Annotated in this window: 16 protein-coding genes and 4 tRNA genes; 6 read left to right on the top strand and 14 right to left on the bottom strand. The window is 67.0% G+C overall.

Features of this window, described 5'->3' with window-relative positions:
- Positions 1-2 precede the first annotated feature (2 nt).
- The 3 genes from ACSQ9I_RS13050 to ACSQ9I_RS13040 are packed head-to-tail and all read left to right on the top strand — an operon-like array spanning position 3 to position 3147.
- Positions 3-1556: a fumarate hydratase gene (locus ACSQ9I_RS13050; RefSeq protein WP_093109187.1), complete on the top strand. Its 1554-nt coding sequence runs from the start codon at positions 3-5 to the stop codon at positions 1554-1556.
- Positions 1553-2377, top strand: coding sequence for a glutamate racemase (gene murI, locus ACSQ9I_RS13045; protein WP_436313434.1), 825 nt, complete (start codon positions 1553-1555; stop codon positions 2375-2377). The genes ACSQ9I_RS13050 and murI overlap by 4 nt, the downstream gene beginning before the upstream one ends.
- 8 nt (positions 2378-2385) lie before the next feature.
- Positions 2386-3147 (top strand): hypothetical protein, encoded by a 762-nt coding sequence (locus ACSQ9I_RS13040; RefSeq protein WP_436292518.1) that lies wholly within the window; start codon positions 2386-2388, stop codon positions 3145-3147.
- Here the strand turns inward: ACSQ9I_RS13040 and ACSQ9I_RS13035 are convergent.
- The 13 genes from ACSQ9I_RS13035 to ACSQ9I_RS12975 all read right to left on the bottom strand — a co-directional run bounded on the left by ACSQ9I_RS13035 (position 3114) and on the right by ACSQ9I_RS12975 (position 18210).
- Positions 3114-4448: an MFS transporter gene (locus tag ACSQ9I_RS13035; protein WP_436313433.1), complete on the bottom strand. Its 1335-nt coding sequence runs from the start codon at positions 4446-4448 to the stop codon at positions 3114-3116. The two genes, ACSQ9I_RS13040 and ACSQ9I_RS13035, sit on opposite strands and share 34 nt — an antisense overlap.
- 69 nt (positions 4449-4517) lie before the next feature.
- Positions 4518-5150 (bottom strand): DUF6806 family protein, encoded by a 633-nt coding sequence (locus ACSQ9I_RS13030; protein WP_436303813.1) that lies wholly within the window; start codon positions 5148-5150, stop codon positions 4518-4520.
- Positions 5151-5172: 22 nt separating this feature from the next.
- Positions 5173-5265, bottom strand: a tRNA-Leu gene (locus ACSQ9I_RS13025).
- Between the two features lie 86 nt (positions 5266-5351).
- Positions 5352-5425 (bottom strand) — tRNA-Cys (locus ACSQ9I_RS13020).
- Positions 5426-5480: 55 nt separating this feature from the next.
- Positions 5481-5556, bottom strand: a tRNA-Gly gene (locus tag ACSQ9I_RS13015).
- 54 nt (positions 5557-5610) lie between these two features.
- Positions 5611-8052, bottom strand: a complete 2442-nt coding sequence (lon, locus tag ACSQ9I_RS13010; protein WP_093109183.1) for an endopeptidase La — start codon at positions 8050-8052, stop codon at positions 5611-5613.
- 123 nt (positions 8053-8175) lie between these two features.
- Positions 8176-9441 (bottom strand): ATP-dependent Clp protease ATP-binding subunit ClpX, encoded by a 1266-nt coding sequence (gene clpX, locus ACSQ9I_RS13005; protein ID WP_093109182.1) that lies wholly within the window; start codon positions 9439-9441, stop codon positions 8176-8178.
- A 138-nt stretch (positions 9442-9579) separates the two neighbouring features.
- A complete protein-coding gene (gene clpP, locus ACSQ9I_RS13000) occupies positions 9580-10188 on the bottom strand; it encodes an ATP-dependent Clp endopeptidase proteolytic subunit ClpP (RefSeq protein ID WP_093109181.1) in 609 nt (202 codons plus the stop codon).
- 93 nt (positions 10189-10281) lie between these two features.
- Complete coding sequence (tig, locus tag ACSQ9I_RS12995) at positions 10282-11595, bottom strand: trigger factor (protein ID WP_093109180.1); 1314 nt, start codon at positions 11593-11595, stop codon at positions 10282-10284.
- 28 nt (positions 11596-11623) lie between these two features.
- Positions 11624-11710 (bottom strand) — tRNA-Leu (locus ACSQ9I_RS12990).
- Between the two features lie 111 nt (positions 11711-11821).
- Positions 11822-15016: an efflux RND transporter permease subunit gene (locus ACSQ9I_RS12985; RefSeq protein ID WP_436313432.1), complete on the bottom strand. Its 3195-nt coding sequence runs from the start codon at positions 15014-15016 to the stop codon at positions 11822-11824.
- 10 nt (positions 15017-15026) lie between these two features.
- Entirely contained in the window at positions 15027-16193 is a 1167-nt protein-coding gene (locus ACSQ9I_RS12980; protein WP_436313431.1) for an efflux RND transporter periplasmic adaptor subunit, read from the bottom strand.
- Between the two features lie 103 nt (positions 16194-16296).
- The gene (locus tag ACSQ9I_RS12975) at positions 16297-18210 is read right to left on the bottom strand and encodes a potassium transporter Kup (protein WP_436313430.1); all 1914 of its coding nucleotides are present in this window, start codon (positions 18208-18210) and stop codon (positions 16297-16299) included.
- Between the two features lie 60 nt (positions 18211-18270).
- Between ACSQ9I_RS12975 and hpnC the strand changes: the two genes are divergently transcribed.
- From hpnC to hpnE, 3 genes are read left to right on the top strand one after another with little or no spacing between them, the layout of a single operon-like run.
- Positions 18271-19188 (top strand): squalene synthase HpnC, encoded by a 918-nt coding sequence (gene hpnC / locus ACSQ9I_RS12970; RefSeq protein ID WP_436313429.1) that lies wholly within the window; start codon positions 18271-18273, stop codon positions 19186-19188.
- Complete coding sequence (gene hpnD, locus ACSQ9I_RS12965) at positions 19185-20024, top strand: presqualene diphosphate synthase HpnD (protein WP_093109177.1); 840 nt, start codon at positions 19185-19187, stop codon at positions 20022-20024. Before hpnC ends, hpnD begins: the two co-directional genes overlap by 4 nt.
- Entirely contained in the window at positions 20021-21295 is a 1275-nt protein-coding gene (hpnE, locus tag ACSQ9I_RS12960) for a hydroxysqualene dehydroxylase HpnE (RefSeq protein ID WP_436313428.1), read from the top strand. The genes hpnD and hpnE overlap by 4 nt, the downstream gene beginning before the upstream one ends.
- Here hpnE and ACSQ9I_RS12955 read toward each other — a convergent pair.
- Positions 21211-22641, bottom strand: a complete 1431-nt coding sequence (locus ACSQ9I_RS12955; protein WP_436313427.1) for a sigma-54 interaction domain-containing protein — start codon at positions 22639-22641, stop codon at positions 21211-21213. The genes hpnE and ACSQ9I_RS12955 overlap by 85 nt on opposite strands.
- Positions 22642-22645: the final 4 nt, after the last annotated feature.

The raw sequence follows: 22645 nt of genomic DNA, 5'->3' as shown, positions 1-22645 counted from the left end.
CCATGACCACCACGATTCAACAAGCCGACCTGATCGAGTCGGTTGCCGCCGCGCTGCAATACATCAGCTACTACCACCCGACCGACTACATCGCTCACCTGGCCCGTGCCTACGAGCGCGAGCAAAGCCCGGCGGCCAAGGACGCGATGGCGCAGATCCTCACCAACAGCAAGATGAGCGCCACCGGCCAGCGCCCGATCTGCCAGGACACCGGCATCGTCAACGTCTTCCTCAAGGTCGGCATGGACGTGCGCTGGGGCGGCTTCACCGGCAGCCTCGACGACGCCATCAACGAAGGCGTGCGCCGCGGCTACAACCATCCCGACAACACGCTGCGCGCCTCGGTCGTGGCCGACCCGCAGTTCGATCGCAAGAACACGAAGGACAACACGCCGGCCGTGATCTTCACCGAGATCGTGCCGGGCAACACCGTCGAGGTGACGGTGGCCGCCAAGGGCGGCGGCAGCGAGAACAAGAGCAAGCTGGTGATGCTGAACCCCGGCGACAGCGTGGTCGACTGGGTGCTCAAGACCGTGCCCACCATGGGCGCCGGCTGGTGCCCGCCGGGCATGCTGGGCATCGGCATCGGCGGCACCGCCGAGAAGGCCGCCCTGCTCGCCAAGGAAAGCCTGATGGACGACCTCGACATGCACGAGCTGCTGGCCAAGAAGCGCTCCGGGGCCGAACTCAGCAAGGTGGAGGCGCTGCGCGTCGAGCTTTACGAGAAGGTCAATGCGCTCGGCATCGGCGCGCAGGGCCTGGGCGGCCTGGCCACCGTGCTAGACGTCAAGATCAAGATGTACCCCACGCACGCGGCGAGCAAGCCGGTGGCGATGATCCCGAACTGCGCGGCCACGCGCCATGCGCACTTCGTGCTCGACGGCTCGGGACCGGTGTACCTCGAAGCGCCCTCGCTGGACCTGTGGCCCAAGATCGAGTGGGCGCCCGACTACAACAAGAGCAAGCGCGTCGATCTCGACAAGCTCACGCCGGCCGAGGTCGCTAGCTGGAAGCCGGGCGACACCCTGCTGCTCAACGGCAAGATGCTCACGGGCCGCGATGCCGCACACAAGCGCATCGCCGACATGCTGGCCAAGGGCGAGAAGCTGCCGGTGGACTTCACCAACCGGGTGATCTACTACGTCGGCCCAGTCGATCCGGTCAAGGACGAGGCCGTGGGCCCGGCCGGCCCGACCACCGCCACGCGCATGGACGGCTTCACCGAGATGATGCTGGCGAAGACCGGCTTGATCGCAATGATCGGCAAGGCCGAGCGCGGGCCGGTCGCGATCGAGGCGATCAAGAAGCACCAGAGCGCCTACCTGATGGCGGTGGGCGGTGCCGCCTACCTGGTGAGCAAGGCGATCAAGACGGCCAAGGTGGTGGGCTTCGCCGATCTCGGCATGGAGGCGATCTACGAGTTCGACGTGGTGGACATGCCGGTCACGGTGGCAGTGGACGCCGGAGGCACCAGCGCCCACATCACCGGCCCGGCCGAGTGGCAGAAGCGCATCGCCAGCGGCGAGTTCAAGACCATCATGATGGAAGCCGCTTGAGCCACTTTCCGATCGGCGTGTTCGACAGCGGCGTCGGGGGGCTCTCGGTCCTCAACGCGCTGCGCGAGGAGCTGCCGCACGAGCGCTTCGTCTACTTCGCCGACACGGGCCATGCGCCCTATGGTGAGCGCGGCGATGCCTACGTGGCCGAGCGGACCCGCACGGTCGCGCGCTACCTGCTCGATCGGCATCGGATCAAGGCGCTGGTCGTCGCTTGCAATACCGCGACGGCGGCTGCCATCCATGAACTGCGGTCTTATCATCCGGCGCTGCCGCTGGTCGGTGTCGAACCGGCCCTCAAACCCGCGGTAGCGACGAGCCGCACCGGCCATATCGCGGTGATCGCGACCCGCGTGACCCTGGAAAGCCGCAAGTTCGAGACCTTGCACGCGTCGCTGGCCACACAAGCGGTCTTCCGCATCGTTCCCTGCGACGGCCTGGCGAGCGCCATCGAGCGTTCCGACAGCGCCGAGATCGCGGCACTGAGCCAACGCTATCTGAGCGCGGCAGGCACGTTCGGCAGCGCACCGGGACAGATCGACACGCTGGTGCTGGGCTGCACCCATTACCCCTTCATCGCGGCCGAGTTGCGCCGCCATACCGGCGACACGGTGCACTTCATCGATACCGGCGCGCCGGTCGCGCAGCAGACGCGGCGGCTGCTGTCCCAGGCCGGGCAACTCGCCGAAGCAGACGACGGCGCCGTCGCACTCGTCAGCAGCGCTGCACCCGATGCGCTCGATGCCGCGGCCGCACGCTGGCTCGCGCGCCCAGCCGGCCCTGCGACGACCGCCGGCGCATCGACGGCAACAAGCACCTGATCCTGTCCATGCGCGGCCGCCTGCTTCTCGCCCCGCTGCTGGCCGCCTTCTGCGTTGCCGGCCACGCCGCCTGCGATACCGGCCTTGCGGAGCGCATGCACGCCAAGCTGCATCCGAAGCGCCTGCTCGACCATGAACGCGCCGTGTGCCAGCCCTGGCGCGGCTTCGCGGGCCGCTTCATCGTGGTGCTGCCGATGCCGCGCCCATCGTCCGAACCGAACTTCACCGAGTTCGATCTCGACGTGCTCGTGGTGCAGCAGGCCGACAACGGCAACACCGAGCGTGCAACGGTCGTCAGCCGCTTGTTCCAGCCCGCAGCGCTGACCGAAGACGCGATCCGCATCGGCGAGATCAAGGTCGACACCGCGCGCTACGCGCTGGCCGGCGACGCGCGCGCATTCGGCGTGCGGGTCGTCCACCAGGGCTCGTCGCGTGCGAACCCGTACTCGAACGAAACGCTCACGCTCTACGTGCCGCAGGGCCCGAAGCTCGCCAAGGTGCTCGACGGGCTCGAGACGGCACTCGAGCGCGGCGAGTGGGACACCAACTGCGCCGGCAACTTCGAGACCGTGCGCGGCAGCCTGTCGATCGCGCGCAGCACGAGCAACGGCTATGCCGACCTGCTGCTGCGCCAGACCCGCACTCTGAGTCGCTCCAGCCCGCAGGGCGAAGAGTGTGTGACGCAGGAACGGCCGGCGAAGTTCACGTCGATGACGCTGCACTACGACGGGACGATCTACCGTGCCTCCAAGGGCACGGCTTCCGACTGAGACACTTCGCGCAGCGCAGCGGCGCGGCCGCGCCGCATGTCGATCGGTATCAACAGCAAGAGGCCGCCGACAAACAGCGCGGCGGTCGAGAGGATGGCGATGCGCTGGTTGCCCCCGGTCATCCACGTGATGGCGCCGTAGCTCAGCGGCCCGATGATGCCGGCCAGCCGCGTCGCGAAGGTCCAGAGCCCGAAGAATTCGGCGAGTTGGCGCGGCGGGGCCAGCACGCCGGTCATGGCGCGGCCGGCCGACTGGCTCGAACCCATCGCCAGGCCGGCGATGGATGCAGCCCACCAGAAGCCGCCCTTGGTCGTGACCGAGGCGGCGATCACGCACACGGCGATCCAGGCCACGAGCGCACCCGACAGCGCCCGCCGGTGGCCGATGCGATCCTGCAGGTAGCCGAAGCCGAAGGCGCCGAGCGCGGCCGCGACGTTGAGCACGAAGATCAGCACCATGGTCTCGCTCGGGACGAAGCCAATCACCTGCTCGGCATAGATCGCCGCGAGCGTGATCGCCACCGCCACCCCACCCTGGTAGCAGACGGTACAGGCCAGGAGCCACATGAAGTCGCTGTAGGCGCGCGCCTCGCGGAAAGTGTGGCGCAGCTGCCGCCAGGCGCTCTGCCGCGCGCCGGCCGGCTGCGGCAGCGCACGCTCGGGCAGCAGCGCGAAGGTGGCGCAGGCCGCCGCGCCATAGAGCGCGGCCGTGATCAGCATCGTGACCGGCACGAAATGCGCGGCAGGCAACCCCTTGGCCTGCGCCGAGAGCACATAGGCCAGGCACAGGCCGAGCGAGAGCATGCCGCCGATGTAGCCGAAGGCCCAGCCCCAGCCGCTGACCTTGCCCATGCCCTCCGCCGTGGCGAGTTCCGGCAGGAAGGCGCCGGTCAGCGATTCGCCGTAAGAGTAGAAGGTGTTGGAGAAGATCACCAGGCCCATCGCCAAGGCCACCGCATACGGACCGCCCAGCTTCGGCGTGAGCGCAAGGGCCGCGGTGCCGAGCACACAGCCGGCAGTGACGATGGCCAGCAACCTCTTCTTGGCCGCATGCAGATCGGCCCAGGCGCCGATCGCCGGCATCGACAGCATCACGATCGCATAGGAAATGCTCAGCGCCGCCGTCCACGCGAAGGTGGCCCAGGGCTCGCCCTTGGCGATGCCGCCGACGAAGTAGGCAGCAAACACCGCCGTGATGACCACCGTGGTGTAGCCCGAGTTGGCGAAGTCGTACATCGCCCAGCCGAAGACTTCGCGCTTGCGCACGCCGGGACGGAGGGCAGATTGTGAAAACAAGGCCAAGCGACTCTCCTCGAACAGAAGGTCGCCGAGCATAGCGGAGCGGCTTGACCGCTCCGTGGCACGCTCTTGCTAGTGCAGGTGGCGCGGGCGGCGTCCGCCACCGTGGCCGCCCGTACCCGGACCACCGGTGCCGCCGCGGGGGCGCTTGCCGATCTCGAGCGAGTTCACGAGCGCATCGAAGCGGTCGCCGAAGAGCTTGTCGATTTCCGCCACCACGCCGCCGAGTTCGGAACCGTCGAAGTGGCGCTCCATGAGGTTGACCACGTCTTCCACCAGGAGGTCGCGCTGCACCTGCATGATCGCGGCCGGGTTCGGCCCCACGAAGAGCATGAGGAAGTCGTCGCGCGACTCTTCGTCGGGGTCGCCCTCTTCCTCGTCGAAATCGGTGTCGTAGAAAGTGACCTCGAGCGCAGCGCCTTGTTCGGCGAGCTCGTTGAGTGCCATGCACATCTCGTCGAGTGCTTGGCGGAAATCCTCGTCGCCGGCGACCGTCCAGCAGATCTGGAGCATGTGCTCCTTCTGCTCGAAACGGATGCCCGGCTCTTCTTCGTAGACGCTGGTCGCGCCATCGGCCAGCGACTTGGCGCCGGCATATTTCCAGAGTGGACTGAGCGCTTCCTGGATCTGCTCGAAGCTCACATCGGAGCGCAGCGGCACATCGCCGTGCACATGGATTTCGAACGGAGCGTTGTAGCGAGGCATGTCATTGCTCCCTTGTATGTGATGGTGCCCGGAACCGGGGTCGAACCGGTACGCCCCTTATGCAGGAAGCGGCGGATTTTAAGTCCGATGTGTCTACCAATTTCACCATCCGGGCGGCCGGGCAGATATGCACGATACCCGAAACGAAAACAGCCCCGGCAACGATGGTTGGTGGGGCTGTCGGATCGATATCGATATGGATGGAGGCGCGACCCGGAGTCGAACCGGGCTAGACGGATTTGCAATCCGTTGCATAACCGCTTTGCTATCGCGCCCTGCTGTTTGAACTCGCGAAAAAAAGGGAAGCCCGAAGCTTCCCTTTTTCAAAACTGGAGCGGGAAAAGAGTCTCGAACTCTCGACCTCAACCTTGGCAAGGTTGCGCTCTACCAACTGAGCTATTCCCGCGTTTCGAGCCTCGAATTATATAGTATTTTTTCGAGGTCCCGCAAGCCTCGCGACTCAATGTTTGACTGAACCTTCCGCGGGTTGCGAGCCGCGCTGTTTCGCGAGCTCGGCCACGGCCGCTGCAGAGGCTGCGACCTCTTCATCGGACAAGGGCGTGGGCGTCTTTTCGAGCGCGATCTCGAGCACCTTGTCGATCCACTTCACGGGCACGATCTCGAGGCCGTTCTTCACGTTCTCCGGAATGTCTTGCAGGTCCTTCGCGTTCTCTTCGGGAATCAGCACGGTCTTGATGCCGCCGCGCAATGCGGCCAAGAGCTTTTCCTTCAGGCCGCCGATGGCCGTGACCTCGCCGCGCAGCGTGATCTCGCCGGTCATCGCGACGTCGCCGCGCACCGGGATGCCGGTGAGCGCCGAAACGAAGGCCGTCGTCATCGCGGCGCCTGCGCTGGGGCCGTCCTTCGGCGTTGCGCCATCGGGCACGTGGATATGGATGTCGCGCTTCTCGAAGACCTCGTCCTTGATGCCGAGGCGCCGTGCGCGGCTGCGCACCACCGTGCGCGCGGCCTCGACCGATTCCTTCATCACGTCGCCGAGCGAACCGGTGCGGCTGATGACGCCCTTGCCGGGCATCGTGACCGCTTCGATCGTCAGCAGATCGCCGCCCACTTCGGTCCACGCAAGGCCGACCACCTGGCCCACCTGGTTCTGCTTTTCGGCCAGGCCGAAGCTGTACTTGCGCACGCCGAGGAAGTCATTCAGGTTCTTGCCTTCGACGACGACCTTGGGCGTCATCTTCTTGAGCAGCAGCCCCTTGACCACCTTGCGGCAGATCTTCGAGAGCTCGCGCTCGAGCGAGCGCACGCCGGCTTCGCGCGTGTAGTAGCGCACGATGTCGCGCACGGCTTCTTCGGTGATCAGGAGTTCTTCTTCCTTCACGCCGTTGTTCTTCATCTGCTTGGGCAGCAGGTACTTCAGCGCGATGTGCGTCTTCTCGTCTTCGGTGTAGCCCGCGAGGCGGATGACTTCCATCCGGTCGAGCAGCGCCGGCGGGATGTTCATCGAATTCGAAGTCGCGACGAACATCACGTCGGAGAGGTCGAAGTCGACCTCGACGTAGTGGTCGCCGAAGGTATGGTTCTGCTCGGGGTCGAGCACTTCCAACAGCGCGCTCGACGGGTCGCCGCGAAAGTCGGTGCCCAGCTTGTCGATCTCGTCGAGCAGGAACAGCGGATTGCGCGTGCCGACCTTGTTCAAGCTCGACAGCACCTTGCCCGGCAACGCGCCGATGTAGGTGCGGCGATGGCCGCGGATCTCGGCCTCGTCACGCATGCCGCCCAGCGCCATGCGCGTGTACTTGCGGCCGGTCGCCTTGGCGATCGACTGCCCGAGCGAGGTCTTGCCCACGCCCGGCGGGCCGACCAGGCACAGGATCGGGGCCTTCACCTTGTCGACGCGTTGCTGGACCGCGAGATATTCGAGGATGCGGTCCTTGACCTTCTCGAGCCCGTAGTGGTCTTCGTTTAGCACCTCTTCGGCGTGCGCGAGGTCGTGCTTGATCTTGGTCTTCTTGCTCCACGGCAGGCCGATCAGCACGTCGATGTAGTTGCGCACCACGGTCGCCTCGGCCGACATCGGCGACATCAGCTTGAGCTTCTTGAGTTCGCCCTCGGCCTTCTTGAGCGCTTCCTTGGGCATCTTGGCGAGCTTGATCTTCTTCTCGATCTCCTCGATGTCCGCGCCCTCCTCGCCTTCGCCGAGCTCCTTCTGGATCGCCTTGACCTGCTCGTTGAGGTAGAAGTCGCGCTGGTTCTTCTCCATCTGGCGCTTCACGCGGCCGCGGATCTTCTTGTCGACGTTGAGGATGTCGACCTCGCGCTCCAGCTGCCCGTACAGGTTCTCGAGCCGCGACTTGATGTCGGCCAGGTCGAGCACCGCCTGCTTGTTGTCGAGCTTGAGCGGCAGGTGGGCGGCGATGGTGTCGGCCAGGCGGCCCGGATCGTCGATGCTCGAGATCGAAGTCAGGATCTCGGGCGGGATCTTCTTGTTGAGCTTCACGTACTGGTCGAACTGCTGCATCACCGCGCGACGCAGCGCCTCGACCTCGGTGCCCTTCTGAGCGGCGGCCTCGACCACTTCCACCGGCGTCACGTTGGCCGAGAAGTGGGTTTCGCCGTCGTCGATGCGGTTGACGCGCGCGCGCTGCTGGCCTTCGACCAGCACTTTGACCGTGCCATCGGGCAGCTTCAGCATCTGCAGGATGGTCGAGATGCAGCCGACCTCGAACATGTCCTCGACCGAGGGCTCGTCCTTGGCGGCGGCCTTTTGCGCCACCAGCATGATGCGGCGCTCCGCTTCCATCGCGAGCTCGAGCGCCTTAATGCTTTTCGGGCGACCGACGAACAGCGGAATCACCATGTGGGGGAAGACGACCACATCGCGCAACGGAAGCAGCGGCAGGTCGAGTTCGGTGGCAGGCAGGGGGGTATGACCGGACATGGGAATCCTTTACTTGATCATGGAAAGATGGTCGGCCACGCGCGCTTTTCAAGCCCGCGGGCACGGTAATCGCCGAAGACGCCGGTCGCCTGCATCGGAGGAGCCGGCCAGGAAGTCACTCAGTCAGGCCTTCTTGGCCGCCTCGCGGTACACGAGGAGCGGTGGCTTGTTTTCGTCGATTGTCGACTCTTCGACCACGACCTTGTCGACGTTGGTGGCATTCGGCAGTTCGAACATGGTGTCGATCAACGACTGCTCCAGGATCGAGCGCAATCCACGCGCGCCGGTCTTGCGGGCCAGCGCCTTGCGAGCGATGGCCTTGAGCGCCGTCGGACGAATCTCGAGGTCGACGCCTTCCATCTGCAGCAGCTTGGTGAACTGCTTGACCACGGCGTTCTTCGGCTCGGTCAGGATCTGCACCAGCGCGTCTTCGCTGAGCTCGGCCAGCGAGGCCACGACCGGCATGCGGCCGACGAGCTCGGGAATCAGGCCGAACTTGATCAGGTCTTCGGGTTCGACCTCGCGGAACACCTCGGTGATGCTGCGCTGCTTCTTGCTCTTGACCGAGGCGCCGAAGCCGATGCCCGAGGCCTCGGTGCGGTTCTCGATCACTTTTTCGAGCCCGGCGAAAGCGCCGCCGCAGATGAACAGGATGTTGGTCGTGTCGATCTGCAGGAAATCCTGGTTGGGATGCTTGCGGCCGCCCTGCGGCGGTACGCTGGCCATGGTGCCTTCGATCAGCTTGAGCAAGGCCTGCTGCACGCCCTCGCCCGACACGTCGCGCGTGATCGAGGGGTTGTCGGACTTGCGCGAGATCTTGTCGATCTCGTCGATGTAGACGATGCCGCGCTGGGCGCGCTCGACCTCGTAGTTGCAGCTCTGCAGCAGCTTCTGGATGATGTTCTCGACGTCTTCGCCCACGTAGCCGGCCTCGGTCAGCGTGGTGGCGTCGGCCATCACGAAGGGCACGTCGAGCATGCGCGCGAGGGTCTGGGCCAGCAGGGTCTTGCCCGAGCCCGTGGGGCCGATCAGAAGGATGTTGCTCTTGCTGAGCTCGACGTCGTCGCCCTTGGCCTTGTCCTTGTGGCGCAGGCGCTTGTAGTGGTTGTAGACCGCGACCGACAACATGCGCTTGGCCGGCTCCTGGCCGATCACGTAGTTGTCGAGGTTGGCCTTGATCTCCGACGGGGTCGGCAGGTCGCTGCGCGCCTCGCGCGCCTCTTCGCCGGCGGGCAGCTCGTCGCGGATGATCTCGTTGCAGAGATCGATGCACTCGTCGCAGATGAAAACCGACGGTCCTGCGATCAGCTTCTTGACCTCGTGCTGACTCTTCCCGCAGAACGAGCAATAAAGCGTTTTTTCGCTGGAGGAGCCTTTTTTCTCGGCCATGGACAGATGCCTCGTAACAGGGGTTTAACAATGATAGCGAAGATGAAAGCCCCCCGAACCGGCGAACACCGGAACAAAAACGGCGCTTTCCACACGGAAAGCGCCGTTTTTTCCTGGGCGCCTCGGCGCCGGGGTACCTTAACTGCGCTTGGCGATCACCTGATCGATCAGTCCGTATTCCTTGGATTCGTCAGCCGTCAGGAAGTAGTCGCGCTCGGTGTCGCGGGCGATCTTCTCGAACGACTGGCCGGTGCGCTCGGCCAGGATGCGGTTCATCTGCTCGCGCGTCTTCAGGATGTCGCGGGCATGGATCTCGATGTCGGTGGCCTGGCCGCGGGCGCCGCCCAGCACCTGGTGGATCATGATCTTGGAGTTGGGCAGCGAGAAACGCTTGCCCTTCTCGCCGGCTGCCAGCAGGAAGGCGCCCATGCTGGCCGCGAAGCCGATGCACAGGGTGGACACGTCGGGTTTGATGAACTGCATGGTGTCGTAGATCGCCATGCCGGCGCTCACGCTGCCACCCGGGGAATTGATGTAGAACGAAATGTCCTTGTCCGGGTTTTCACTCTCGAGGAACAGCAGCTGCGCCACCACCAGGTTGGCGGTCTGATCGTTGACCTCGCCGACCAGGAAGATCACCCGCTCCTTGAGCAACCGCGAATAGATGTCGTAGGACCGCTCGCCGCGACCCGATTGCTCGATGACCATCGGAATCATGCCGAGGCCCTGAATTTCCTGTGCGCTCATGTTTTGCTCTCCAGAGAGGGGTTGTACTGTACCCAGACGAAATGGGGCTCGCGCATCAAAGCACAAGCCCATGGGAACGCAGCGAACCGGCGTTCAGCCTTGCTGGGCCATCAGTTCGTCGAAGGACACCGGCTTGGCGTTGACCTTGGCCTTGCCGAGCACGAAATCCGTGACATTGTTCTCGATCACCACCGCCTCGACCTCCGCCAGGCGGCGGTTGTCGCTGAAGTACCAGCGCACCACGTCGGCCGGCTTCTCGTAGCTGGCGGCCAGCTCGTCGATGTGGGCCTTGATCTGCTCGGGCTTGGCCTGCAGGTTGTTGGCGCGCACGAGTTCGGCCACCACCAGGCCCAGGCGCACGCGGCGCTCGGCCTGCGGGCGGAACATGTCGTCGGGGATCGGGGCCTTGTCGGCATCCTTGATGCCGCGCTGCTTGAGCTCGGCGCGGGCGCCTTCGACCATGCGGTCGACTTCGGCCTGCACGCTGGACTTGGGCAGATCGAGTTCGGCGTTGGCGATCAGCGCGTCCATTACCGCGGTCTTGTTGCGGGCCAGCAGGCGGAACTTGACCTCGCGCTCGAGGTTGCGCTTGATGTCGGCGCGCAGGCCTTCGACCGTGGCGTCGGCGATGCCGAGCGACTTGGCGAGCTGCTCGTTGACTTCGGGCAGGTGCGAAGCCTCGACCTTCTTCACGGTGACCATGAAGTCGGCCTGCTTGCCGGCCACGTCCTTGCCGTGGTAGTCGGCCGGGAAGGAGAGCGGGAAGGTGCGGCTGTCGCCGGCCTTCAGGCCGCGCACGGCATCTTCGAACTCCTTGAGCATCTGGCCTTCGCCGACGATGAACTGGAAGTCCTCGGCCTTGCCGCCCTGGAAGGTCTCGCCGTCGATCTTGCCTTCGAAGTCGACCGTCACGCGGTCGCCGTCCTGCACGGCCGCGTCCTGCGCGCGCTGCGCGAAGGTGCGGCGCTGCTTGCGCAGGATCTCGAGCGTCTTGTCGATCGCGTCGTCACCCACTTCAGCGCTGAGCTTTTCGACTTCGGCGTTGGCCAGGTCGTTGATCTTGACGTCCGGGAAGACCTCGAACACCGCGTCGAAGGCGAGCTGGCCTTCGGGCGACTCTTCCTTCTCGGTGATGCGCGGCTGGCCGGCCACGCGCAGCTTGGCCTCGTTGGCCGCCTGCGAGAAGGCCTCGCCGACCTTGTCGTTCATGACTTCGTAGTGGACCGAGTAGCCGTAGCGCTGGGCCACGACGTTCATCGGCACCTTGCCCGGACGGAAGCCGTCCATCTTGACGGTGCGGGCCAGCTTCTTGAGGCGCGAATCGACCTCGGACTGGATGGTGCCGACAGGCAAGGTCAGCGTGATCTTGCGTTCGAGCTTGTCGAGGGTTTCAACGTTCACGGTCATTTGAATCTTCCTTGAGAGGGTCTTGTGCTGGTGCGCGGGGCCGGACTCGAACCGGCACGTTCTTGCGAACGTCAGGACCTAAACCTGGTGCGTCTACCAATTTCGCCACCCGCGCGGTTCCAGTTTTTCAGGTGATGAATACCGAAGGCGGCCCGGAGGCCGCCTTCGGTCATTCGCGGCGGGCGGCCTGTGAGGCCTCCCGCCTGAAATCGGTCAACCGCGTATTTTAAGCGCGAACCAGGGCCTCTTCGGCCTCATCGGCCGGCCTGGGCTCGTCGCGCTTGACGCGGAACCAGGCCGCGTACATCGCCGGCAGCGCCAGCAGGGTGAGCACGGTGGCCACGATGAGCCCGCCCATGATCGCCACCGCCATCGGCCCCCAGAACACGCTGCGCGACAGCGGGATCATCGCCAGCACGGCCGCCGCGGCGGTCAGCACGATCGGCCGCAGGCGCCTGACTGCCGATTCGACGATCGCGTCCCAGGTCGGCACGCCGACTTCCCGATCGCTTTCGATCTGGTCGATCAGGATCACGGCGTTGCGCTGGATCATCCCCATCAGCGCGATCACGCCCAGAAGCGCCACGAAGCCGAAAGGCCGGTTCAGCACCAGCAGCGCACCCGCCACGCCGGCGATGCCGAGCGGGCCGGTGACGAACACCAGCATCGAGCGGCTGAAGCTGTGCAGCTGCAGCATCAGGAGCGTGAAGACCAGGAACAGCATGATCGGCACGCCCGTCACGATCGAGGCCGAACCCTTGCTGCTCTCCTCCACCGCGCCCGCCACCTCGATGCGGTAGGCGCCTTGGCCGTCGGCGTGCCATTTGGCTTCGAGCTTGCGCAGCGCCGGCAGCAGTTGCTCGGTGACGGTCGCGCCCTGCAGGCCTTCGATGATGTCGCCCTGGACGGTGATCGCGTAGTCGCGGTTCTCGCGCCACATCACGCCGGGCTCCCAGCTGAACACCGGCCGCGCGATCTGCGTCAGCGGGATCGAGCGGCCCGAGCTCGTGGGCAGGTAGGCGTTGCCGATGTCCGAGATCGCCTCGCGCTCGTCCGGCGACTGGCGCAGCACGATGTCGATCAAGAGGTCGTTCTCACGGTACTGGCCGACATTCGTGCCGCTGAACATGGTGCGCGAAGCCTGCGCGATGGCCTGGCTGGTGACGCCGAGCGCACGCGCCTTGTCCTGGTCGATCTCGAGCTTGATCACCTTGACCGATTCGTTCCAGTTGTCGTTGACGCCGCGCATGTTGGCGTTCTCGCGCATCACGGCTTTGACCTCGTCGGCATGGATGCGCAATTGCTGCGGCTCGGTTCCGATCACGCGGAACTGGACCGGGTACGCCACCGGCGGCCCGTTGGGCAGCAGCTTCACGCGGCCGCGCACCTCGGGGAACTCCTCGGCCAGCAAGGCCGGCAGCTTGAGGCGCAGCGTCTCGCGGTATTTCAGGTCCTTGGCCAGCAGGATCAGCTGCGAGACGTTGGTCTGCGGGAACACCTGGTCGAGCGGCAGGTAGAAGCGCGGCACGCCGGAGCCGACCCAGGTGCTGACGGTGGTAACGCCCTCTTCCTTCAGCAGGCGCTGTTCGACCCGCTTGGCCACCTCTTCGTTGGCCGCGAAAGACGTGCCTTCGGGGAACCACAGGTCGACCATGATCTCGGGCCGGCTGGAATCGGGAAAGAACTGCTGCTGCACCTTGCCCATGCCGACAATGCCGAGCGCGAAGATCAGCAAGGTGGCGCCGATGGTCAGCCAGCGATGCTTCACGCACCAGTTCACGGTGTGCCGGAAGGTGTTGTAGAAGGGCGTGTCGAAGAGCTCGTGCGGCCCTTCGCCAAGCTCAGGATGACCGGATGATGGGTGCGGCTTCACCTTGAGCAGCAGCGTGCCGAGATAGGGCACGAAGTACACCGAGACGATCCAGCTCAGCACCAGCGCGATCACCGTCACCGCGAAGATCGCAAAGGTGTATTCGCCGGTCACCGACTTCGCGATGCCGATCGGCAGGAAGCCCGCGGCCGTGATCAGGGTGCCGGTCAGCATCGGCTTGGCCGTGACGTCGTAGGCGAAGGTGGCGGCACGCACCTTGTCGTAGCCCTCCTCCATCTTCCGCACCATCATCTCGACCGCGATGATCGCGTCGTCCACCAGCAGGCCGAGCGCGATGATCAGCGAGCCGAGCGAGATCTTGTGCAACCCGATGCCGAAGTAGTTCATCGCCAGGAAGGTCACGGCCAGCACCAGCGGAATGGTGATCGCCACCACCAGCCCGGGCCGGATGTCGATGTACCAGCCGAAGCGCCCGCCCTTGTGCAGGCCGAGCGCGACGAAGCTGACGGCCAGCACGATCGCCACCGCCTCGATCAGCACGCTCACGAACTCGTTGACCGATCTGGAGACCGCCACCGGCTGGTTCTGCACCTGCGCCAGCGTCACGCCGGCCGGCAGCCGCCTGTCGATCTCGGCGGTGGCGACGCGCAGCGCCTTGCCGAGCGCGATGATGTCGCCGCCCTTGCCCATCGAGACGCCGAGCGCGATCACCTCTTTGCCCTGGTGCCGCACCTTGACCGCCGGCGGATCGACGTAGGCCCGATGGATCTCCGCAATGTCGCCGAGCCGCATCTGGTTGCCCGAGCTGCCGCGGATCGGCATCGCGCGCAGCTGCTCCACGCTCGTGAACTGGCCGCCCACGCGCACCTGCACCACATCCTGCGGCGACTGGATCGTGCCGGCGCTCTCAATCGCGTTCTGCGATCCGATCTGCGCCAGCACCGCGTTGAAATCGAGCCCCAGCTGCGCCACGCGCTTCTGCGAGACCTCGATGAAGACCTTCTCGTCCTGGACGCCGAACTGCTCGACCTTGGCCACGTCCTTCACGCGCAGGAGTTGCTGGCGCACGTCGTCGGCAAAAGTCTTGAGCTCGGCGTAGCTGAAGCCATCGCTCTCCAGCGCGTAGATCACGCCGTACACGTCGCCGAAGTCGTCGTTGAAGAAGGGCCCCTGGATGCCGGCCGGCAGGGTGCCGCGAATGTCGGCGATCTTCTTGCGCACCGTGTACCAGACGTTCGCGACATCGCCCGGCCGCGACGAATCCTTGATCTGGAAAATGATCTGCGACTCGCCCGGCTTCGAATAGCTGCGGATCTTGTCGGCGTAGGGCGCTTCCTGCAGCGTGCGCTCGAGCTTGTCGGTCACCTGCTCGGCCACCTGCTGCGCGGTCGCGCCCGGCCAGTAGGTGCGCACCACCATCGCGCGGAAGGTGAAGGGCGGATCCTCGTCCTGGCCGAGCTGGAAGTAGGCCGCGAAGCCCAACACCATCAGCACCAGCATCAGGTAGCGCGTGAGCGCGGCGTGCTCGAGCGCCCATTTCGAGAGATTGAAGCCGGCCTTGCCGGCAGCTGCGGTCTGCTGCGACGTCATGGCGGCGTCCTCAGCGGGTGGCAACCGGAGCCGCCGCTGGCGCCTGCACGTTGACGGCCTCACGCAGCGGATTGGCCGGCGCGGCGGTCTTCTCCCTGTAGATCGAGACCTTCTGGCCCGGCGACAGCACGTGCACGCCCGCGACCACCACCGTCGTGCCCGGCGTGATGCCGGCGGCGATCACCGCTTCGTTGCCGTCCGCCGTGGCCACCTGCACCGGCTGCGAGCGCACCGTCATGCTGCTCTTGTCGAGCACCCAGACCGCGCTGCCCTGCCCTTCCTGGCGCAAGGCGCTGGTCGGCAGCTTGAGCACCGGGGTGCCGGTGCGCGACAGCGCCTGCGGCCGCGCATAGACGGTGGCACCCAGCGCGGGCGCGGTGGCGGCATCGATCGCGACCTTGACGCTGTAGGTGCGGGTCACCGCGTCGGCACTGGCCGCCACTTCGCGCACCTTGCCTTCCATCTCGGCGCCGCCCGCCCAGCCGCGCACCGTGACGGGCGACCCCGGCCTGACCAGCGCGGCGCGGTCTTCCGGCACCGCGAACACCACATCGCGCGCGCCGTCCTGTGCGATGCGCACGACCGGCGTGCCGGCCGACACCACCTGGCCCGGCTCGGCCTCGATCGCCGTGATGATGCCCGGCACGTCGGCCACCAGCGTCGTGTAGTTGGCCTGGTTGCCTTGCGATGCGAGCTGGGCCTGCGCCTGCTCGAGCTGCGCCTGGGCGGCCTTGTAGGTGGTTTCGCGCCGCTCCAGTTCCGCCGCGCTGATGAAGTTCTGCTCGCGCAAGCCGCGGTAGCGCTTGAGGTCCGCCTCGGCCAGGTCGCGGTTGGTCAGGGCCCCGGCCTGCTGCGCGCGGGCGGCATCGGCGGCCAGCCGGTAGTCCTGCGGATCGAGCTGCGCCAGCACCTGTCCGGCCTGCACATGCTGGCCGAGCTCGGCCTGGCGGCGCGTGATCTTGCCGGCCACCCGGAAGCCGAGCCGGGAGTCGACGCGGGCCCGCACCTCGGCCGAGAACTCGGGCTCGGTGCCATAGGCGCTGGTGCCCACCGTCATCACCTTGACGGCGCGCAGGGGCTCCTCAGCGGCCGGCGGGCGGGAACAGCCGGCGAGCGCCAGGGCGGCGAGCAACAAGAGGCTGGCGGAACGAAAAACGGGGGAGGCGGACGCGGTCATGGAACACCCTAGAAAAGACAAACGGGGTCATTAATGACCAGCCGGTTAGTAATCTAGGGTAAACGAGAACCCGTGTCAATCACGGCCGCCGTCGGGGGCCCATTTACGTTCGTTGTCCCAGCTCGACCAATCTGTTGCCGGGGATTTCGAAATAGTCCGACGCACGCCCCGCATTGCGCTGCAGCCAGCCGAACAAAGCCCGGCGCACGGGATTCATGCCCGGCAGCGGCTTGTCGCCCAGCGAGGCGCGCGAGACGAAGTACGAGGTGCTCATCGATTCGCAGGCCAGCCCCTGCTGGTACGCCAGGATGCGGATGAATTCGGGCACGTCGGGCCGCTCCATGAAGCCATGGCGCGCGGTCACGACCCACACGCCATGCCCGAGCGAGCGGGCCTCGATGCGCTGCCGCGCGTCGACCCGCGGCGTGTGGCAGGCCAGCACGCGCAGCACGATCACTTGTTCGTGCAGCACCTGGTTGTGCTTGAGGTTGTGCAGCAGCGCATGCGGCACCGCGTCTGCGTCCGAATTCAGGCACACCGCGGTGCCTCGCACCCGATGCGGCATGTTGGCTGCAAGCGATTCGACGAAGGGCTCGAGCGGCATGCTCTGCGCCGCGGCAGCCTCGAGCCCCAGGCGCCGCCCCTTGGCCCAGGTGGTGAACAACACCATCACGAGCACCGCCACCGCCAGCGTGAGCCAGCCGCCGTCGAAGACCTTGAGGCTGTTGGCGACGACGAAGGTGATGTCGATCACCGCGAAGGCCAGCACGCCGACCACGACCGCGACACGGTTCCAGCGCCAGAGCCGGTAGGCGACCACGCCGGCCAGCAGCGTGGTCGTCACCATCGTGATCGAGACCGCGATGCCGTAGGCCGCCGACAACGCGCTCGATGTGCGAAAGCCCAGCACCAGCAGCAGCACGCCCGCCATCAGCAGCCAGTTGACAACGGGCACATAGACCTGGCCGATCGACTCTCCGGATGTCTGCACCACGCGCATGCGCGGCAGGTAGCCCATGCGCATCGCCTGGGTGGTGAGCGAGAAGGCGCCCGAGATCACGGCCTGCGATGCGATCACCGTCGCCATCGCGGCCAGCACCACCATCGGCAGCACGCCCCACGCGGGGAACAGCCGGAAGAAAGGGTTGTCGATCGCGGCCGGATTCGCGAGCACCAGCGCCCCCTGCCCGAAGTAGTTGAGCACCAGCCCGGGCATGGCGATGAAGAGCCAGGCCAGCCGGATCGGCCGGGCGCCGAAATGCCCCATGTCGGCATAGAGCGCTTCGCCACCGGTGAAAGCCAGGAACACCGCGCCCAGCACCGCCAGCGACTGCGCGCGGTGCGAGACGAGAAAGCCGATGGCATGGCGCGGATCGAGCGCCGCCAGCACCTGCGGCTGCTGCAGCACCTGCCACAGACCCGCCGCCGCGAGCACCGCGAACCACAGCAGCATCACCGGCCCGAAGACCTTGCCGACCACGCCCGTGCCCTTGCGCTGCACCCAGAACAGACCGACGAGGATCGCGATCGTGATCGGGATCACGAAGGGCTTGAGCCCGTGCGCCTGCACCTCCAGGCCCTCGACCGCCGACAGCACCGAGATGGCCGGCGTGATCAGGCAATCGCCGTAGAACATCGCGGCGCCCACGAGCCCCAGCAGGCCGACCATCTGCCAGACCCAGGGCCGCGTGGCCGGGCCGGCGACCGCATTGCGCGCCAGCGCCTGCAGCGCGAGGATGCCGCCTTCGCCGTCGTGGTCGGCGCGCAGCACGAACACCACGTACTTCAGCGTCACCACGAAGGTCAGGCCCCAGAACACCAGCGACAGCAGGCCCAGCACCGCGTCCGGCGTCAGCGGCACGCCATGGTCGGGGTTCAGCGTCTCCTTGAAGGCATAGAGCGGCGAGGTCCCAATGTCGCCGAAGACCACGCCCAGCGCGGCGATCAGAAGAACAGGCCCACCCTTGGCATAGGCGGCAGGCTCCGTGGGACTCAAGGTCTGCGCGGAAGAGGTCATGGTGCGGTGTGCGAGCGGTGGCGCGACGATGGTACTGCGCGGTACACGACAATCCGGCGCGTGTCCTCCTCGCCCCACCCGGTCGCCGCGCCTGCGCCGACGCACTACGAGAATTTCCCGGTCGCCTCCTGGCTGTGCCCGCCACGGCTGCGGCCGCCGATCGCCGCGATCTACGGCTTTGCGCGCACGGCCGACGACATCGCCGACGAAGGCGAGGCCGGCGCGGCCGAGCGGCTCGACGATCTGCGCGCCTTTCGCGCCGATCTCGCCGCCGCCGCCGCCCGCGGCGCGGCGCCATCGGCGCGCTGGCCCGAGGTCTTCGGTCCGCTCGCGCATGCCATGCGCAGCTTCGCGCTGCCCGAGCCGCTCCTGGCCGACCTGCTCTCCGCCTTCATGCAGGACATCGAGAAGACGCGCGACGGCCAGGGCTACGCCGATCGCGCCGAACTGCTCGACTACTGCCGCCGCTCGGCCAACCCGATCGGCCGCCTGCTGCTGCACCTCTACGGCGTGGACGATGCACGCGCCCTCGCGCAGAGCGACGCCATCTGCAGCGCGCTGCAGCTCATCAACTTCTGGCAGGACCTGAGCGTGGACCTGCCGCGCGGCCGCTTCTACCTGCCGCACGCCGACAGCGCCGTGCATGGCCTCGCAGCGAAGGACTTCGAAGGCTTCCGGCCGCTGGCCCCCGCCGCACCGCCACCCGCCGCCATTGCATTGATCGCCGGCGAGGTGGCCTGGGCGCGTGCGCTGATGAACGAAGGCGCGTCGCTGGTGCACCGCCTGCCGGGCCGGGCCGGCTGGGAACTGCGCTTCGTGGTGCAGGGCGGACTTCGCATCCTCGACAAGATCGAGGCGCTGGGTTGCGACAGCTTTTCGCAGCGTCCGACCATCGGCAAGGCGGATGCGACGCTTCTGGCCTGGCGCGCCTTCTGGATGCGGAGACAATCCCCCGCGATGAAGAGTTTTCCACGATGACGCCCGAGCAGTACGTCCAGGACAAGGCTGCCGCTTCGGGCAGCAGTTTCTATTACGCCTTCCTGTTCCTGCCGAAGCCGCGGCGCGCCGCGATCACGGCCTTCTATGCCTTCTGCCGCGAGATCGATGACGTGGTCGACGAGGTCAGCGACCCCGGCGTCGCGGCGACCAAGCTGGCCTGGTGGCGCACCGAGGTCGCCCAGTCCTTCGCGGGCCGGCCGCAGCATCCGGCGATGCAGGCGCTGATGCCGCACGCCACGGTCTACGGTATCGAGGAGCGCCAGCTGCACGAAGTGATCGACGGCTGCCAGATGGACCTGGACCAGACCCGCTACCTCGACTTCCAGGCCCTGAAGCGCTATTGCCACCTGGTGGCCGGCGTGGTGGGCGAAGGCGCGGCGCGCATCTTCGGCCAGACCGACGCGCAGACCACCGCCTACGCCCACAAGCTGGGCCTGGCGCTGCAGCTGACCAACATCATCCGCGACGTCGGGGAGGACGCGCTGCGCGGACGCATCTACCTGCCGGTCAGCGAGCTGCAGCAGTTCGACGTCAAGGCGCACGAAATCCTGAACCGCCTGTACTCCGAGCGCTTCGTCGCGCTCATGAAGTTCCAGGCCGAGCGCGCGCATGCGGCCTACGACGAGGCGCTCGCCCTGCTCCCGGCTGCCGACCGGCGCACCCAGAAGCCGGGCCTGATGATGGCCAGCATCTACCGCACGCTGCTGCGCGAGATCGAACGCGACGACTTCCAGGTGCTGCAGCAGCGCGTGAGCCTGACTCCGGTGCGCAAGCTGTGGCTCGCGTGGCGAGTCCAAGCGCTAGGGAAACTTTGAGTCAGGTTGCCGTCATCGGCGCCGGCTGGGCCGGCCTGGCCTGCGCCGTCGAAGCGACGCGCGCCGGTCATGCGATCACCGTGTTCGAAGCCGCCCGCACCCTCGGCGGCCGTGCGCGCGCGCTGCCGGCGCAGATGCCCGACGGGCAACCGGTGCTGCTGGACAACGGCCAGCACATCATGATCGGCGCCTACAGCGCCACGCTGGCGCTGATGCGCGAGCTCGGCGTCGATCCCGGTGCCGTGCTGCATCGCATGCCGCTCACGCTGCGATTTGCCGACGGCGGCGGGCTGCAGGTGCCGCATTGGCCGCCGCCGCTGGACCTGCTGGCCGGCATCCTGGGGGCGCGCGGCTGGTCCTGGCGCGACAAGGCCGCACTGATGCGCGCCGCATTGCGCTGGCGCTGGAATGGCTTTCGCTGCGACCCCGGCGCATCGGTGGCCGCGCTCTGCGCAACGCTGACGCCACGCGTCATGGCCGAGCTGATCGAGCCGCTGTGCGTCTCGGCCCTCAACACGCCGACCGGATACGCGAGCGGCGAGGTCTTCCTGCGCGTGCTGCACGACGCCCTGTTCGTCGAGCGCGGCGGCGCCGACCTGCTGCTGCCGCGCGTCGACCTCGGCGCGCTGTTCCCGGATGCCGCGGCGCGCTGGCTCGCGCAGCAGGGCGCCCAGGTGCGCAGCGGCACGCGCGTGCAGGCCATCGCCCACGAACCAGCGGGCTGGCAGGTCGACGGCGAAAGCTTCGACCGCGTGGTGCTCGCCTGCGCGCCGTGGGAAGCCGCCCGCCTGGCCGCTGGCGTGACGCTGCCCGCCGCAGCGGCCTGGTCGCAGACGGCCGAGGTGCTGCAACACGAAAGCATCGCGACCCTCTACATGGCAGGCGGCGCTGCATTGAGTGCGCCGATGCTGGCGCTGCGTGCGAGTGCCGGCGCGCCGGCGCAGTTCGTCTTCGATCGCGGACAACTCGGCGGACCGCAAGGCCTGCTGGCCTTCGTGGTCAGCGCCAGCGGCGACGAGCGCGAAACGCTGCAACACCAGGTGCTCGCGCAAGCCCGCGAGCAACTCGGCTTGACCGGTTTGCAGCCGGTGCAGACCGTCGTGGAACGCCGCGCCACCTTCGCCTGCACACCGGCGCTGGTGCGCCCCGCGGCCCAGGTGGCGCCGGGCCTGCTGGCCTGCGGAGACTATGTCGAAGGTCCGTATCCCGCGACGATCGAAGGCGCCGTGCGCAGCGGCCGCACGGCGGCCGCCGGTTGCGGGTCCGCGTAAGGGCTCTGCAGCGCACTCAACGCGATGCTGTGCTTGCCCATCAGGCGGTACAGCGTCATGCGCGAAACGCCGAGCTCGCGCGCCGCGTGCGTGACGTTGCGCCCGACCCGGGTCAGCGTGAGGCAGATCGCATCGCGCTCGGCCATCGTGCGCGCCGTGTCAAGGCCCATCCCCACCGGCGTCTCGACCGCGGCAAGACCGAGGTCGGCCGGCCCGATCAGCCGCTGCTCGCTCATCACGACCGCACGCTGCACGCGGTTGTACAGCTCGCGCACATTGCCCGGCCAGCCGTGCGCCATCAGGGCCGCCAGCGCCTGCCGGCTGAAGCCCTTCACGCGGGTCTTGCTCTTGCCCGCGCAGCGCTGGAAGAAGTATTCCGCCAGGATCGGCACGTCCTCCATGCGGCGGCGCAGCGGCATCACGTCGATCGACAGCACGTTCAAGCGGTAGAACAGGTCGTCGCGAAACTGGCCCACCGCCACCGCTTCGGCCAGGTCCACATGCGAAGCCGCCAGCACGCGCACGTCGACCTGCAGGCTGCGCACGCCGCCCACGCGGCTGATCGTCTTTTCCTGCAGGAAGCGCAGCAGGTTGGTCTGCAGCTCCAGCGGCAGATCGCCGATCTCGTCGAGGAACACCGTGCCGCCGTTGGCCGCCTCGATCAGTCCGCGCCGCTCCGACGATGCACCGGTGAACGCGCCCTTTTCGTGGCCGAACAGCTCGGACTGGATCAGCGAGGGCGAGATGGCGCCGCAGTTGACGGCCACGAAGGGGCCGGCCGAACGCAGCGAGCCCTGGTGAATGGCGCGTGCGGCGAGCTCCTTGCCGCTGCCGCTCTCGCCGCCGATCAGCACCGGAGCATCCGTCGCCGCCACCCTGCGGATCTGCTGGCGCAGCCGCGTGATGGCAGGCCCCTGCCCCACCATGCCCATTGCATCCACCACATGCGTGTGGGTCTTGTGCCGGCGCCGCAGCATGGCGCGCTGGCAGGCATGGTCCAGCACCAGTTCGAGCTCGCGCCAGTCGAGCGGCAGGACCTGATGGTGGAAGAAGCAGCCGAGAACCAGTTCGCGGAAACCGGGCGACTCCAGCGCCTGCGCCTCGCACACGCTCACCCACTCCATGCCATGCGATGCATTGACGCAGGCCTCGATCGCCGCCTCCGGCACCGTCAGCGCGGCGCCGACCACCAGCAGGCCGACCGGCAGATGACGATGCGCCTGGATGCGATTCGCCGCCGCCAGGTCGGTCGCATGCATGAGCTCCCAGCCGCGGGCGAGCAACTGCTCCTTGACACCGCCCGCGTCGCCGCCTAGCGCCACGTACAGAAGGGTTCGCAGCTGCATGAGA

Source organism: Variovorax sp. LjRoot84 (genome assembly GCF_964254305.1).
Classification (GTDB): Bacteria; Pseudomonadota; Gammaproteobacteria; order Burkholderiales; family Burkholderiaceae_C; genus Variovorax.
The sequence above is the reverse complement of the archived record's forward strand: the minus strand, read 5'-3'. Positions and strand labels throughout refer to the sequence as shown.